Origin of the sequence: Streptomyces sp. NPDC050416, assembly GCF_044458845.1 — a bacterium.
Lineage (GTDB): Bacteria > Actinomycetota > Actinomycetes > Streptomycetales > Streptomycetaceae > Streptomyces.
The window spans coordinates 683,090-695,788 of the sequence record NZ_JBITII010000004.1; the positions used below are offsets into that span (position 1 = coordinate 683,090).

The following is a 12,699-nucleotide window of genomic DNA, read 5'->3' on the forward strand; positions in this document are numbered from 1 at the left end:
ACAACCGAAAAGGACACACGGCGATGACTGACATGACCGAGAACCGGGGCGGAGAGACCGAGACATCGGCGGCGCGCAGGAGTCCGCTGACCAAGCGCGGCGGAGGAGACCCCGGATCCCGGGGGCGGACGACCATCGCGGACGGCGTCGTGGAGAAGATCGCCGGACTCGCCGCACGCGATGTCGACGGCGTGCACGCCATGGGCAGCGGCCTGTCCCGCACCTTCGGAGCCGTGCGCGACCGCGTGCCCGGCGGCGCGAAGTCGGTGACGCGCGGGGTGAAGGCCGAAGTCGGCGAGGTGCAGGCCGCTCTCGACCTGGAGATCGTGGTCGTCTACGGCGTGGCGATCGCCGATGTGGCCCGGGACGTACGGGAGAACGTCATCACCGCCGTCGAGCGGATGACGGGCCTCGAGGTCGTCGAGGTCAACATCGCGGTCAGCGACGTGAAGCTGCCGGACGAGGAGGAAGAGGAACCGGAGCGCCGGATCCAGTGAGCCACCCCGCCCCGCAGAGCGCAGCGACCGAGGAGCTGAGGAGCGCAGCATGAGCATGGCCGTCGTCGGCATGATCGCCGGCATGGCACTGGCATTCGCCGGGTATTTCGGCGGATTCGGCGCCTTCCTGCTGGTGGCGGCGCTGGGCGCCGTCGGCTTCGTCGTCGGCCGGTTCCTCGAGGGGGACATGGACTTCGGCGACTTCTTCCGTCCCCGTGAACGGCGGCGGTGACGGCCGTGAGCACGGGGGCCGGTGAGCTCGACAGACCCCTGACCGTCGTCGCGCCGGGGGAGCGGGGCGCCACCCGGATCGCCGACCGGGTCGTCGCCAAGATCGCCTCGCAGGCGGCCCTCGAAGCCGTCGGAACACTGCCGCCCGACGCCGACCGTCCGTCCGCCACCGTCGTCGTCCGCCACGAGGTCGCGCATGTCCGGGTCCACGTCGAACTCGACTACCCCTGCGACGTCGGCGCGCGCTGCCGCCAGGTGCGTCGCCGGGTCGTCGAACGGGTAGGCGGCCTCGTGGGAATGCAGGTGCCGGAGGTCGTCGTCCAGGTGGAGCGGCTGCACCTGGCCGCCGGGCCCGGCGCGGTACAGGGGAGGACCCGATGAGCGAACCCCGGGGCACCGAACCGCCCGAGCCCGAGCACGACAACACCACCCAGCGGCTGCCCGTCCTCCAGAAGCCGGAGACCGGCACCGGACCCGACCGGTCCGCACAGGCGGCCGGGGACGGAAAGCCGCCCGAATCCGAGAGCGAGGGCGGCCGCGAAGGCCGCTTCTGGTCGGCACGCCGCATCCCGGCGGGCATCGTCGCGCTGCTGCTCCTGGGACTCGCCGGACTGTTCCTCTACGACATCGCCTCCGTGCGCGCCGACCGGCCCGTCATGAGCTGGCGCCGGGAGCTGGCCCGCCAACTCGCCGAACGGCCCCTCGACGACACCTGGGTGCTCGTCGGGGCCGGGGTCGCCGCCGCCCTCGGGCTCTGGCTGCTGGCCCTGGCCGCCACGCCCGGCCTGCGGCACGTGCTCCCGATGCGGCGGACGCACCCCGACGTACGCGCCGGACTGGACCGGGACGCCGCCGCGACCGCGCTGCGCGACCGGGCCATGGAGGTGGCCGGCGTGCAGTCGGCACAGGTGCGGGTGCGCCGCAGGCGGGCGAAGGCCCGCGCCGTGTCCCACTTCCGTGAACTGGACGACGTACGAAGCGACTTGGACGCCGTGCTCACCGACGCGATCCGCGGACTGGGACTCTCCCGGCCGCCCGCGCTGTCGGTGCGCGTCCGGCGCCCCGGCCGGAAGGAGTGACCGCGATGCTCAGGGTCGTCAACCGCGTGTTCCTGGGGCTCGTCGGCCTCGTCCTGCTGGTGCTGGGCGGCTCCGTGCTGGCCGTCGGCCTCGGCGCTCCGGCACCCTCCTGGTGGATCCACCACAGCCGCCACGACGTGCTGCTGAGCGACGCCGAACGCACACGCTGGCGGGACGCCGGCTGGTGGTGGCCGGTCGTCATCGCCGTCCTCGCCGTCCTGATGCTGCTCGCCCTGTGGTGGCTGGTCGCGGTACTGCGCCGGCGCCGCCTCGCCGAGGTCCTCGTGGACACCGGCGACGGCGAGGGCGCCCTGCTGCGCGGCCGGGCCCTGGAGAACGCCCTCACCGAGGAGGCGGCCCGGATCGACGGCGTCGACCGGGCCCACGCCCATCTGAGGGGCCGCCGCAGCGCCCCCGAGGCGCGCGTACGGCTCGCCCTGGAACCGAACGTGGACCCGGGCACGGTCCTGCACGACCTGACGACCGGAGCCCTGACCCACGCCAGAACATCGGCGGGCCTCGCGTCACTGCCGGCGGAGGTACGCCTGAGAGGCGTCCGGCACCATGCGGAGAGAGTGAGTTGACGTACTCAGGGGCGCGGGGAACTGCGTGACGAACCCCCACGCGCGCGCCCCAGCGAAGCCCCAGACGAGAACGGCGCTCAGAACCCGTGCCGCGCCCCGCCGTCCACCGGCACCATGACCCCGGTCAGATAGGAAGCCGCCGGAGACAGCAGGAACGCCGCCACCCGCCCGAACTCCTCGGGCGCCCCGTACCGCCGCAACGGAATGCGCGACTCCGACGCCGCCCTGGTCGCCTCGGGATCCGCCGACAACGCGTCCAGCTCGCGCACGCGGTCCGTGTCGATGCGCCCGGGGAGCAAACCGACCACGCGAACTCCCCGCGGCCCCAGTTCGTCGGACAGCGACTTGGCGAACCCGGCCAGCCCCGGCCGCAGCCCGTTCGAGATCGTCAGCCCGGGAATCGGCTCGTACACCGACCCGGACAGCACGAACCCGATGACACCCCCGGCCTCCAACTCGGCCGACGCGGCGCGCGCCAGCCGCACCGCACCCAGGAACACCGACTCGAACGCCGCCTGCCACTGCTCGTCCGTGTTGTCGGAGACGAACCCGGCCGGAGGCCCGCCCACGCTGACGAGGACACCGTTGAAGCGGCCGAAGTGCTCCCGCGCGGCCCCGATCAGCAGGGCCGGCGCGTCGGGGTCGGCGTTGTCGACGGCCACCCCGACCGCGTTCGGGCCCAGCGCGGCCGCCGCGTCGGCGACGCTCTTCTCGTCCCGCCCCGAGACGACCACCTTCGCCCCGTCCGCGACGAGCTCCCGCGCGGTGGCGTTGCCGAGGCCCCGGGTGGCCCCGGTGACGACGTACACCCGGTCCTTCAGTCCAAGATCCATGGTCCCTATCCTGCCCCCTCCGCCCCGAACAGGGCGAGGGTGGTGTTCACCAGGCCGATGTGGCTGAACGCCTGCGGGACGTTGCCGAGCTGCCGGCCGGTCACCGGGTCGAACTCCTCGGACAGCAGGCCCACGTCGTTGGCGAGTCCCACCAGCCGCTCGAACAGCTCCCGGGCCTCCTTGGTACGGCCCGTCATGTGCAGGGCGTCCGCGAGCCAGAACGAGCACACCAGGAAGGTGCCCTCGGAGCCGGGCAGTCCGTCGATCTCCGCCTGGTCCGAGTCGGTGGTGCTGTAGCGGCGCAGGAAGCCGCCGTGGTCCAGCTCCTTGCGCACCGCGTCGATGGTGCCGATCACCCGTGGATCGTCGGGCGGCAGGAAGCCGACGCGCGGGATGAGCAGCAGCGCGGCGTCCAGTTCGCGCGAGCCGTAGGACTGCGTGAACGTGTTGCGCTCGGGGTCGTAGCCCTTGTCGCACACCTCGCGGTGCACCTCGTCGCGCAGCGCGCGCCAGCCGTCCAGGTCGCCGTCCAGCTCCGGATGGCGCTCCATGGTGCGTACGGCACGGTCGGCGGCGACCCACACCATCACCTTCGAGTGCACGAACTGGCGCCGGCCGCCGCGCACCTCCCACAGCCCCTCGTCCGGCTGCCGCCAGTGGACGCGCAGGAAGTCCATCAGGGCCGTCTGCAGCGCCCACACGTCCGGCTGGGCGGACAGGCCCGATTCACGGGCCAGCGACAGGGAGTCCATGACCTCGCCGTAGACGTCCAGCTGGAGCTGGTTCACGGCGTCGTTGCCGATGCGTACGGGGGCGGATCCGGCGAAGCCGGACAGCCACGGCAGTTCGAACTCGGGCAGCCGCCGCTCGCCCGCTACGCCGTACATGATCTGGAGGTCCGCCGGGTCACCGGCGACCGCGCGCAGCAGCCAGTTCCGCCAGGCCTCCGCCTCCTCCTGGTAGCCCGCGGCCAGCAGCGCGCCCAGGGTGAGGGTGGAGTCGCGCAGCCAGCAGTAGCGGTAGTCCCAGTTGCGTACCCCACCCGGCTCCTCGGGCAGTGAGGTGGTCGCGGCGGCGACGATGCCGCCGGTCGGGGCGTAGGTGAGCGCCTTGAGGGTGATCAGGGAGCGGACGACGGCGTCCCGGTACGGCCCGTCGTAGCTGCAGCGCGCCGCCCAGGCCTGCCAGTCCTCGACGCTGTGCCGCAGCGACTCGTACGGGTCGACGAGCGGCGGGCGCTCCTCATGGGAGGGGTGCCAGGTGAGGACGAACGCGACCTTCTCGCCCTTGCGGACCGTGAACTCCGCGTGGGTTCCGAAGTCCTCGCCCCAGCTGCGCACCTCCGGTTCGCTGCGCAGCCAGGTCGAGTCGGGTCCGGCGACGGCGACGCGGTGGCCGTCGGCCCGGCGCACCCAGGGGATGATCGAGCCGTAGTCGAAGCGCAGCTTGAGGACGCTGTGGAGCGTCACCTCGCCGTCCAGGCCCTCCACGACGCGCACGAGGTCGGGGGCCTGGTCGCGCTGCGGCATCAGGTCGGTGACGCGGACTGTCCCCTTCGCGGTCTGCCACTCGGTGTCCAGGACGAGGGTGTCGCGGCGGTAGGCACGCCGGGTGCACCGGTCCGCCCCCACGGGGGCGATGCGCCAGTAGCCGTTGTCCTCGTCGCCGAGCAGCTTGGCGAAGCAGGCGGCCGAGTCGAAGCGGGGCAGGCAGAGCCAGTCCACGGATCCGTCAGTGCCGACCAGTGCGGCGGTCTGTTCATCGCCGATGAGTGCGTAGTCCTCGATGCTCGGGTCCACGGAGTGCGGGTTCCCGGCAAGTCGGCCCGGCAATCAGGGCGAGAGCCGGGGGAGTGACGTGCCGTCGGCGACGGGGGCGCGCGTGCCCGAGAAGATCACCCCCGGATCCGACGGGGCCTGGTTGAGCACCCACAGGCCGATCAGGGTGGCCAGTGTGAAGACGACGGCGATCAGCACGGCGAGCACGAGCCGCCGCCGGCGCTCGCGCCGCAGCCACTCACCGCGTGCCGTGCGGTACGCGTCGGGGTCCGGAAGCACCCCGCCCGCCAGCACCCGAAGTGCCTCGCGGAGTTCCTCCTCGGTGCGGCCGTGACCGGCCCGGTCCCCACTGGTGCCGTGCGACGGAGTCGCGTCTCGATGCGTCATCGCCGGGCCTCCATCGCCTGGGTCAGGGCGGCGATGCCGCGCGCCGTGTGCGTCTTGACCGAACCGCCGGATATGCCCATCGCGGCGGCTATCTCGCTCTCCTTGAGACCGAGCCAGTGCCGCAGCACCAGCGCCTCGCGCTGCCTCGGCGGCAGCTGCTGGAGCGCGTCGATCAGCACGCGCTGGTCGTCCCGCAGCAGCGCGGCGTGCTCGGCGGAGGCGACCGTGTCGTCCGGCGTGTTCTCCTCGTGTCTGCGGGCGACTTGGAGGTGCCGGATCCGCATGCGCGTCAGATTGCAGACGGTGGAGCGCAGATACGCTTCCGCCGCGGCCGCGTCCCGCAGCCGCCGCCACTTGCGGTAGATCTGGTAGTAGGCCTCGGCCACCACGTTCTCCGGGTCGTCGGCGCCGAGCAGGACGGCCAGGCGCAGCATCGAGGAGTAGTGCAGCTCGAAGAGACGGGCGACACCGGCCTCGCGCTCCGCGTCGGCGGAGTCGCCGGCTGGGGGAGCGAGGGGCTCGGCCGGTGCCGGTGTCGGTATCGGTGCCGGTGGCAGTGTGGGGTTCTCTCTGCGTCTCACGGGTTGTTCGCTCCGGTCTCCGGGCGTCGCCGGACGGTCAGGCGGGACGGCAGGTCGGTCGTGTCGGCGGCGCGCGGGACACCGAGGCGGGTCAGCACCGCGGTGCCGGCCACCACGACGGTCAGGTTGAGCAGCAGGGCGGCGAGCCCGGCGTAGATCTCCAGCGGCCGGTCGCCCGTGCCGAGCGGCACGATCGGGGAGAACCCCTCGCGCACCACCAGGTACGTCCCCGACGCCATGCCCACGGCCCACCCGGCGAGCAGCGCCCGCGGGTGCGGCCACCCGGTGAACAGCCCGACGGCGACGGCCGGGAAGATCTGCAGGATCCACACGCCGCCGAGCAGCTGGAGGTTGACGGCGTCCTGGTCGCGCAGCCCGAACACGAACGCCACTGCGCCCACCTTCGCGGTGAGCGACACCGCCTTGGCGATCCGCACCTGCCGCTTCGGCGTGGCCGTCGGATGGACGTACTCGACGTACACGTTGCGGACGAAACTCGTGGCCGCGGCGATCGACATCACCGCCGCCGGGACGAGCGCCCCCACGGTGATCGCGGCGAACACCAGACCGGCCAGCGGCGCCGGCATCAGCCGGTCCACGAGCATCGGCACGGCCGCCTCGGCACCCCCGCGCGGCGCCCGCACCCCCGCCGCGAGGGCGGCGATGCCGAGGAACCCGAACAGCGCGAGGAGCCCGGTCCAGGCGGGCAGCGCCACCGAGACCTTGCGCAGGGTGCGCGGTCCGTCGGCGGCGAAACCGGCGGTGAGCACGTGCGGGTACATCAGCAGCGCGAGGGCGGAGCCGAGGGCGAGCGAGGCGTAGGCCGGCTGCTGGGCGGGCGACAGGAGCAGCGCCGGGCCGCCCAGCCGCTGCGCCGCGCCCTCGAAGACCGGGCCCGGCCCGCCCAGCCGCGCCAGGACCAGCCAGGTCACCGCGGTGAGGGAGACGAACACGGCCACCGCCTTCAGCGCGGAGATGACCGTCGGCGCCCGCAGCCCGTGCCGGTACGTCGCCACCGCGAGCCCCGCGAACAGCCCGACCAGCACCAGGTCCCCGGCAGCGCCCCGCGGGTACACGCCCCCGGCCGTCAGGACCGCCCTGATGCCCAGCAGTTGCAGCGCCAGGTACGGCATCGTGGCGAGGATCCCGGTCAGCGCCACCATCAGGGCCAGCGACGGAGACCCGTACCGCCCGCGCACGAAGTCGGCGGCGGTGATGTAGCCGTGCCGCCGCGCCACGCTCCACAGCCGGCTCAGCAGGACGAAGGCGAGCGGGCAGACGATCACCGTGTACGGCACGGCGAAGAAGGCGGGCGCGCCGTTGCCGTAGGCCAGTCCGGGTACGGCGGTGAAGGTGTACGCGGTGAAGATCGTGCCGCCCAGCAGCAGCCAGGTCCAGCCGGGGCCGAGGGAGCGGTCCGCCAGGGCCCAGCCCTCCAGGGAGGGCAGCCGGTCGACCGGGCGCAGCCGCCGCGCGGTGATGGCGAGCAGCGACGCCCCGCCGATCACGGCGAGGAACGTCGCGGTCATGGCGCCGTCAGCCATGGGTCACCGTCCTTGGTGTGCCTGTGCCCTCGCGCGAGAGTTGCGCGGACGGCCCGTCCGGAGGACAGGAAACCGGCGGGAAATCTTTCCCGAACGTCCTGTCAACCACTTCCGGCGAGTGCGCAACTCTTGCACAGACCGACAGCGAGCGGGAGAGGAGCACAGGTCATGGCACGCACCGGGCACCCCCGGCTACGGCGCGTCGCCGTCGCCCTGCTGCTGCTCGCACCCGCGGCCGGGTTGCTGTGGGTCCCGCTGTACGCCGGTGCCGGTCCGCGGCTCGCGGGGACGCCGTTCTTCTACTGGTACCAGCTCGCGTGGGTGCCGGGCTGCGGCCTGTGCCTGCTCGCGGCGTACGCGCTGACGGATCGCCACCGCTGATCCACACTCCCTGATCCGCACTCCCCGTTGTGCACACCCGTCGAGGTGAGGAGCCGCCATGCCCGCATCAGCCCTGCCCGAATCCGGCCCCGAGGTGCCGGAAAAGTCCAGAACTCGGCCGATTCTGCTCTGGACGGCCGTCTCCCTCCTCGGAGCGGTCGCCTGGGGCGTCCTCGCCCTGGCGCGCGGCGAGCGGATCTCCGCGGTCTGGCTGGTGATCGCCGCACTTGGGTCGTACGCCATCGCCTACCGCTTCTACTCCCGGTTCATCGCCCGCCGCGTCCTGCAGCCGGACGACCGCAGGGCCACCCCCGCCGAACGCCTCCAAGACGGCGTCGACTACCACCCCACCGACCGCCGCGTGCTGCTCGGGCACCACTTCGCCGCCATCGCCGGCGCGGGACCACTGGTGGGGCCGGTGCTCGCGGCCCAGATGGGCTACCTGCCCGGGACCCTGTGGATCGTGGCGGGGGTGATCTTCGCGGGCGCGGTGCAGGACATGGTCGTACTGTTCCTGTCGATGCGACGGGACGGCACGTCGCTCGGGCAGATGGCCCGCGACGAGATCGGCCGGGCGGGCGGCGCCGCCGCCCTGATCGCCGTGTTCGCCATCATGATCATCCTGCTGGGGGTCCTGGCGCTGGTCGTCGTCAACGCCCTCGCTCACAGCCCCTGGGGCACCTTCTCCGTCGCGATGACCGTCCCCATCGCCTTGTTCATGGGCTTCTGGCTGCACGTCATCCGCCCGGGCCGGGTCGTCGAGACCAGCCTGATCGGCGTGGTCCTGCTGCTGCTCGCCATCGTCGGCGGCAGCTGGATCCAGGAGTCCTCGCTGGCCTCCGCCTTCACGCTCAGTCCCACGACCCTGGTCTTCTGCCTCGTCGGCTACGGCTTTATCGCCTCCGTCCTGCCGGTGTGGATGCTGCTCGCGCCGCGCGACTACCTCTCCACCTTCATGAAGATCGGCACCATCGCCCTGCTCGCGGTCGGCGTGCTCGTCGCGGCGCCGGTGCTGCGCACGGACGCGGTGAGCGACTTCGCCTCCTCGGGCGCCGGGCCCGTCTTCGCCGGGGCGCTGTTCCCCTTCCTCTTCATCACCATCGCCTGCGGCGCGCTGTCCGGCTTCCACGCGCTGGTCTCCTCCGGGACCACCCCGAAACTGATCCGGAAGGAGTCCCAGGTCCGGATGATCGGCTACGGCGCCATGCTGATGGAGTCCTTCGTCGCGATCATGGCGCTGATCGCCGCGGCGACCCTCGAACCGGGCCTCTACTACGCCATGAACGCCCCGGCTGCCCTCCTCGGCACGACCGCCGAGTCGGCCTCCCACGCCGTCGCCGGTCTCGGCTTCGCCATCACCCCCGACCAGCTCACGCAGGCCGCCAAGGCCGTGGAGGAACAGACGCTGATCGCCCGCTCCGGCGGGGCCCCGACCCTGGCCGTCGGCATGTCGGAGATCTTCTCCGGGGTCTTCGGCGGCGCCGGGATGAAGGCCTTCTGGTACCACTTCGCCATCATGTTCGAGGCGCTGTTCATCCTCACGACGGTGGACGCGGGCACCCGCGTCGGCCGCTTCATGCTCCAGGACATGCTCGGCAACGTGTGGAAGCCGGCCGGCCGGGTCAACTGGAAGCCGGGCATCTGGATGTGCAGCGCCCTCGTCGTGGCGGCCTGGGGCTACTTCCTCCACACCGGCGCCACCGACCCGCTCGGCGGGATCAACCAGCTCTTCCCGCTCTTCGGCATCGCGAACCAGCTCCTCGCCGCGATCGCCCTCGCCGTCTGCACCACGATCCTGATCAAGTCCGGCCGGCTGCGCTGGGCGTGGGTCACGGGCGTCCCGCTCGCGTGGGTCGTCGCCATCACCTTCACCGCGGGCTGGCAGAAGATCTTCTCCGCCGACCCGAAGATCGGCTTCTTCGCCCAGCGCGCGCGGTACGCCGACGCCCTCGAAGCAGGTCAGGTGCTGCCGCCCGCCAAGAACCTCGACGACATGCACACCGTGGTCACCAACTCCACGGTCGACGGGGTGCTGATCGCCCTGTTCCTGCTGCTGGTCGCCGTGGTGATCGGCAACGCGGCGGTGGTCTGCGTGCGCGCGATACGGGCCCCGGGTTCCACTCCGGTCACCGAGGCGCCGTACGTCGAGTCCCGCCTCGACGTGCCGGATGTGCCGGACGAGCCGCTGGCGGGAGTCCGTACGTGAGGGCGGTGCACGGGTCACGGGCGGTGCACGGGTCAAGGGCGGTGCGCTGGGCGCGGGCGGTGCGTTGGTACGTGCGGGAACTGACGGAGGTGCTGAACCGGTCGCACCGCGAGGAGTGCCGGCAGGGGCGCTGCTGCTGACGCGGCCGGGGGAGGCCGGCGGGGGTCACACCGCCGCCGGCTCCGTCTCACTCGCGTCGGCTTCCCGGGCCGCCGCCTGCGCCCGGTCACGGGCCTCGCGGCGGGCCAGGACCACCCAGCCCACCGGGACGGCGGCGGAGAACAGCCACCACTGGATGGCGTACGCGTAGTTCAGCGCCGCGTCCTCCTTGCCGGGGTCGCCGAGCAGCTCGGGGATGTCGCCCTTGGGCTCGGGCGCCGTCTGCGCGATGTAGCCGCCGAGCACCTGCGCGTCCAGGCGCCGGGCCTCCTGCTCGCTGTTGATCAGCATGATCTGCCGGTCCGGCAGGCCCTTGAGGTCCTTGATCCCGCTCGCCGCGGTCGTCTCACTCGGCATCAGCCGCCCCTCGACGGTCACCTCGCCGCTCGGCGGTGCGGGGACCTTCGGGAACGTGGTCTGGCTCGGGCCGTCCGAGGGGATCCAGCCCCGGTTGACCAGCAGGACCTTGCCGTCGTCGAGGACGAACGGGGTCAGCACGTGGTAGCCGACCTCGTCGTCGGAGTTGGTGCGGCGGCGGACGACGACCTCGTCCTCCGTGTCGAAGCGGCCCTTCGCGGTCACGGTCCGGTACCGCTCGGTGCTGGTGACGGTGTGCCCTGGCGCGGTGAGCTTCTCCACGGGCACCGGCTCGGCCGACAGCGCGTCGGTGACCAGCTGGTTCCGGGCGGTGCGCTCCTCGTAGCGATGCATCTGCCAGATGCCCAGCCTGATCATCGTGGGGATGAGAAGCAGGGCGATCAGCGTCAGGATCACCCACTGCCGGGACATCAGGAAGCGGTACACCCCACGACCGTACAACTCGGTCGTGGGGTGTTCTCAGGCGGGTACGGGTTCAGACCTTGTCGACAATTCCCACCTTTCCCTCCGCGCGGGCGCAGTGGGCTCCGCAGAACCAGTGGCCCTCGACCTCGACGCCCTGGCCGATGATCTGGACCCGGCAGTGCTCGCAGATGGGGGCCATGCGGTGGATCGCGCAGGCGAAGCAGTCGAAGACGTGCACCGCCCCCTGCGCATGCACCTCGAAGGTCATTCCGTACTGATTGCCACATACCTCACAGGTCGCCATGCGCCACAGGGTGAGCCGTCACCCCGGCCGGGGCGAGCGGCCGCCGGGCGAGTCGCCCGTCAATCACCCGTCCGTACGGTCGCCCCCGCGACACCGCGCCGTCCGCGGTCGCTCCCGCAGCACCGCGCCGCGTACGGTCACCCCTCCGCCGCCGGCTCCACATCCGCGAGGAGTTGCCCGAACGCCGCCTCGTCCACGATCGGCGTGCCGAACTGCCGGGCCTTGACCACCTTGGACGTGCCCGAGTCCGGGTCGTTCGTGACGAGCAGGCTGGTCAGCCGGGACAGGCTGGTGGCCACATGCAGCCCGGCCTCGCTCGCCCGGTCCTCCAGCAGCTCCCGCTCGGTCGAGGTGTCGCCGGAGAAGGCGACCCGCATGCCCTGCTTGAGCCGCCCGCCCGCCTCGTAGCGCCCCGGGTTGGGGTACGGGCAGGCGGGGCGCTTCCGGGAGGGGCGCCAACTGCTCTGGCGGTAGCCGCCGTAGCCGCGCGGTCCCGCCTGCTGCCCGATGCGGGGCGTGGCGGGGCGGTCCGACCACTCCGTCAGCGGCCGGCACTCGTGCAGCGGCAGCCGTACGCCGCTCGCCGCCGCGGCCCTGAGGCTGGGGCGGAACGCCTCCGCCAGCACGCGCGCGTCGTCCAGCGCGTGGTGCGCCTGCCGCTGGACGACGCCGAAGTGCGCGGCGAGCGACTCCAGCTTGTGGTTGGGCAGCGGAAGCCCCAGTTCCTTGGAGAGCGCGATGGTGCACAGCCGCTGCCGCACCGGCGCCTCGCACTTCGCGCGTGCGTACTCCCGGGCGATCATCTGCCAGTCGAAGACGGCGTTGTGCGCGACGAGTACCCGCCCCTCGAGCCGGGCCGTGAACTCCTCGGCGATGTCCTGGAAGAGGGGCGCGCCTTCGAGCGCCTCGCTCGTCAGTCCGTGGATCCACACGGGGCCGGGGTCGCGCTCCGGGTTGACCGTCGTGTACCAGTGGTCCTCGACCTCGCCGCGCGCGTCCAGCCGGTAGACGGCCGCCGAGATGATGCGGTCGTCCCGGGCGAGGCCCGTGGTCTCCACGTCAACGACCGCGTAACCCTTGGGATACGCGGCCGGCCACGCCGTGGGAGAGAACGCTGCGGTCGTCAGGTCTTCCAGCATGGTCACTGAGGATACGGGCCGCGACTGACACCGCCGTCCGCCAGGTGCGCGAGCTCCGCCCTTCCGATACCCCCTCAGGCGCCTTGTCCGGTCTGTCCGTTCCTGAGGCGTACGTCTGACCGAGGCTCAGGAACCGCCGTTCGATTCGCTTTGGCGGAGATCACCAAGAAGCAAGCGCGTACCGTCGGTAATACTTGTCGGTAACAACGTCTG

General features: G+C 72.2%; 15 protein-coding genes. 7 read left to right on the forward strand and 8 right to left on the reverse strand.

Annotated elements, in window-relative coordinates; genetic code table 11:
• Window positions 1-23: 23 nt before the first annotated feature.
• The 5 genes from ACIBL4_RS16395 to amaP are packed head-to-tail and all read left to right on the forward strand — an operon-like array spanning window position 24 to window position 2,391.
• Window positions 24-497 (forward strand): Asp23/Gls24 family envelope stress response protein, encoded by a 474-nt coding sequence (locus ACIBL4_RS16395; RefSeq protein ID WP_086561225.1) that lies wholly within the window; start codon window positions 24-26, stop codon window positions 495-497.
• A gap of 49 nt (window positions 498-546) precedes the next feature.
• Complete coding sequence (locus tag ACIBL4_RS16400) at window positions 547-729, forward strand: hypothetical protein (protein WP_399410466.1); 183 nt, start codon at window positions 547-549, stop codon at window positions 727-729.
• Window positions 726-1,109, forward strand: a complete 384-nt coding sequence (locus ACIBL4_RS16405) for a hypothetical protein (RefSeq protein ID WP_399410468.1) — start codon at window positions 726-728, stop codon at window positions 1,107-1,109. Before ACIBL4_RS16400 ends, ACIBL4_RS16405 begins: the two co-directional genes overlap by 4 nt.
• Window positions 1,106-1,807 carry a DUF6286 domain-containing protein gene (locus ACIBL4_RS16410; protein WP_399410470.1) on the forward strand — a complete coding sequence of 234 codons (702 nt, stop codon included), beginning with the start codon at window positions 1,106-1,108 and terminating at the stop codon, window positions 1,805-1,807. The genes ACIBL4_RS16405 and ACIBL4_RS16410 overlap by 4 nt, the downstream gene beginning before the upstream one ends.
• A complete protein-coding gene (gene amaP / locus ACIBL4_RS16415; RefSeq protein ID WP_399410472.1) occupies window positions 1,804-2,391 on the forward strand; it encodes an alkaline shock response membrane anchor protein AmaP in 588 nt (195 codons plus the stop codon). The genes ACIBL4_RS16410 and amaP overlap by 4 nt, the downstream gene beginning before the upstream one ends.
• Before the next feature lie 77 nt (window positions 2,392-2,468).
• Here amaP and ACIBL4_RS16420 read toward each other — a convergent pair whose 3' ends face one another.
• Genes ACIBL4_RS16420 through ACIBL4_RS16440 form a run of 5 tightly spaced genes read right to left on the reverse strand, consistent with a single transcriptional unit; the run spans window position 2,469 to window position 7,514 of the window.
• Window positions 2,469-3,224, reverse strand: coding sequence for an SDR family oxidoreductase (locus ACIBL4_RS16420; protein WP_399410474.1), 756 nt, complete (start codon window positions 3,222-3,224; stop codon window positions 2,469-2,471).
• A gap of 5 nt (window positions 3,225-3,229) precedes the next feature.
• Window positions 3,230-5,023 carry a glycoside hydrolase family 15 protein gene (locus ACIBL4_RS16425; protein ID WP_399410476.1) on the reverse strand — a complete coding sequence of 598 codons (1,794 nt, stop codon included), beginning with the start codon at window positions 5,021-5,023 and terminating at the stop codon, window positions 3,230-3,232.
• Window positions 5,024-5,056: 33 nt separating this feature from the next.
• The gene (locus tag ACIBL4_RS16430) at window positions 5,057-5,389 is read right to left on the reverse strand and encodes a hypothetical protein (RefSeq protein ID WP_356923276.1); all 333 of its coding nucleotides are present in this window, start codon (window positions 5,387-5,389) and stop codon (window positions 5,057-5,059) included.
• Window positions 5,386-5,970: a sigma-70 family RNA polymerase sigma factor gene (locus tag ACIBL4_RS16435; RefSeq protein WP_399410478.1), complete on the reverse strand. Its 585-nt coding sequence runs from the start codon at window positions 5,968-5,970 to the stop codon at window positions 5,386-5,388. Before ACIBL4_RS16435 ends, ACIBL4_RS16430 begins: the two co-directional genes overlap by 4 nt.
• Window positions 5,967-7,514 carry a sodium:solute symporter gene (locus ACIBL4_RS16440; RefSeq protein WP_399410480.1) on the reverse strand — a complete coding sequence of 516 codons (1,548 nt, stop codon included), beginning with the start codon at window positions 7,512-7,514 and terminating at the stop codon, window positions 5,967-5,969. Before ACIBL4_RS16440 ends, ACIBL4_RS16435 begins: the two co-directional genes overlap by 4 nt.
• Window positions 7,515-7,682: 168 nt before the next feature.
• Here ACIBL4_RS16440 and ACIBL4_RS16445 point away from each other — a divergent pair, with 168 nt between their 5' ends.
• Window positions 7,683-7,895, forward strand: a complete 213-nt coding sequence (locus ACIBL4_RS16445; protein WP_086852193.1) for a DUF3311 domain-containing protein — start codon at window positions 7,683-7,685, stop codon at window positions 7,893-7,895.
• Window positions 7,896-7,953: 58 nt separating this feature from the next.
• A complete protein-coding gene (locus tag ACIBL4_RS16450; RefSeq protein WP_399410483.1) occupies window positions 7,954-10,101 on the forward strand; it encodes a carbon starvation CstA family protein in 2,148 nt (715 codons plus the stop codon).
• A gap of 165 nt (window positions 10,102-10,266) precedes the next feature.
• Here ACIBL4_RS16450 and ACIBL4_RS16455 read toward each other — a convergent pair whose 3' ends face one another.
• The 3 genes from ACIBL4_RS16455 to ACIBL4_RS16465 all read right to left on the reverse strand — a co-directional run bounded on the left by ACIBL4_RS16455 (window position 10,267) and on the right by ACIBL4_RS16465 (window position 12,486).
• Window positions 10,267-11,064, reverse strand: coding sequence for an SURF1 family protein (locus tag ACIBL4_RS16455; protein WP_399410485.1), 798 nt, complete (start codon window positions 11,062-11,064; stop codon window positions 10,267-10,269).
• Between the two features lie 49 nt (window positions 11,065-11,113).
• The gene (locus tag ACIBL4_RS16460; protein WP_082319948.1) at window positions 11,114-11,347 is read right to left on the reverse strand and encodes a hypothetical protein; all 234 of its coding nucleotides are present in this window, start codon (window positions 11,345-11,347) and stop codon (window positions 11,114-11,116) included.
• Window positions 11,348-11,484: 137 nt separating this feature from the next.
• The gene (locus ACIBL4_RS16465) at window positions 11,485-12,486 is read right to left on the reverse strand and encodes a DEDDh family exonuclease (RefSeq protein ID WP_399410488.1); all 1,002 of its coding nucleotides are present in this window, start codon (window positions 12,484-12,486) and stop codon (window positions 11,485-11,487) included.
• Window positions 12,487-12,699: the final 213 nt, after the last annotated feature.

What these genes read in the sequence shown, in the direction of transcription:
- ACIBL4_RS16395 (WP_086561225.1), top strand. Translation starts at nt 24, where the DNA reads ATGACTGACATGACCGAGAACCGGGGCGGAGAGACCGAGACATCGGCG.
- ACIBL4_RS16400 (WP_399410466.1), top strand. Translation starts at nt 547, where the DNA reads ATGAGCATGGCCGTCGTCGGCATGATCGCCGGCATGGCACTGGCATTC.
- ACIBL4_RS16410 (WP_399410470.1), top strand. Translation starts at nt 1,106, where the DNA reads ATGAGCGAACCCCGGGGCACCGAACCGCCCGAGCCCGAGCACGACAAC.
- ACIBL4_RS16420 (WP_399410474.1), bottom strand. Translation starts at nt 3,224, where the DNA reads ATGGATCTTGGACTGAAGGACCGGGTGTACGTCGTCACCGGGGCCACC.
- ACIBL4_RS16430 (WP_356923276.1), bottom strand. Translation starts at nt 5,389, where the DNA reads ATGACGCATCGAGACGCGACTCCGTCGCACGGCACCAGTGGGGACCGG.
- ACIBL4_RS16440 (WP_399410480.1), bottom strand. Translation starts at nt 7,514, where the DNA reads ATGGCTGACGGCGCCATGACCGCGACGTTCCTCGCCGTGATCGGCGGG.
- ACIBL4_RS16445 (WP_086852193.1), top strand. Translation starts at nt 7,683, where the DNA reads ATGGCACGCACCGGGCACCCCCGGCTACGGCGCGTCGCCGTCGCCCTG.
- ACIBL4_RS16450 (WP_399410483.1), top strand. Translation starts at nt 7,954, where the DNA reads ATGCCCGCATCAGCCCTGCCCGAATCCGGCCCCGAGGTGCCGGAAAAG.
- ACIBL4_RS16460 (WP_082319948.1), bottom strand. Translation starts at nt 11,347, where the DNA reads ATGGCGACCTGTGAGGTATGTGGCAATCAGTACGGAATGACCTTCGAG.
- ACIBL4_RS16465 (WP_399410488.1), bottom strand. Translation starts at nt 12,486, where the DNA reads ATGCTGGAAGACCTGACGACCGCAGCGTTCTCTCCCACGGCGTGGCCG.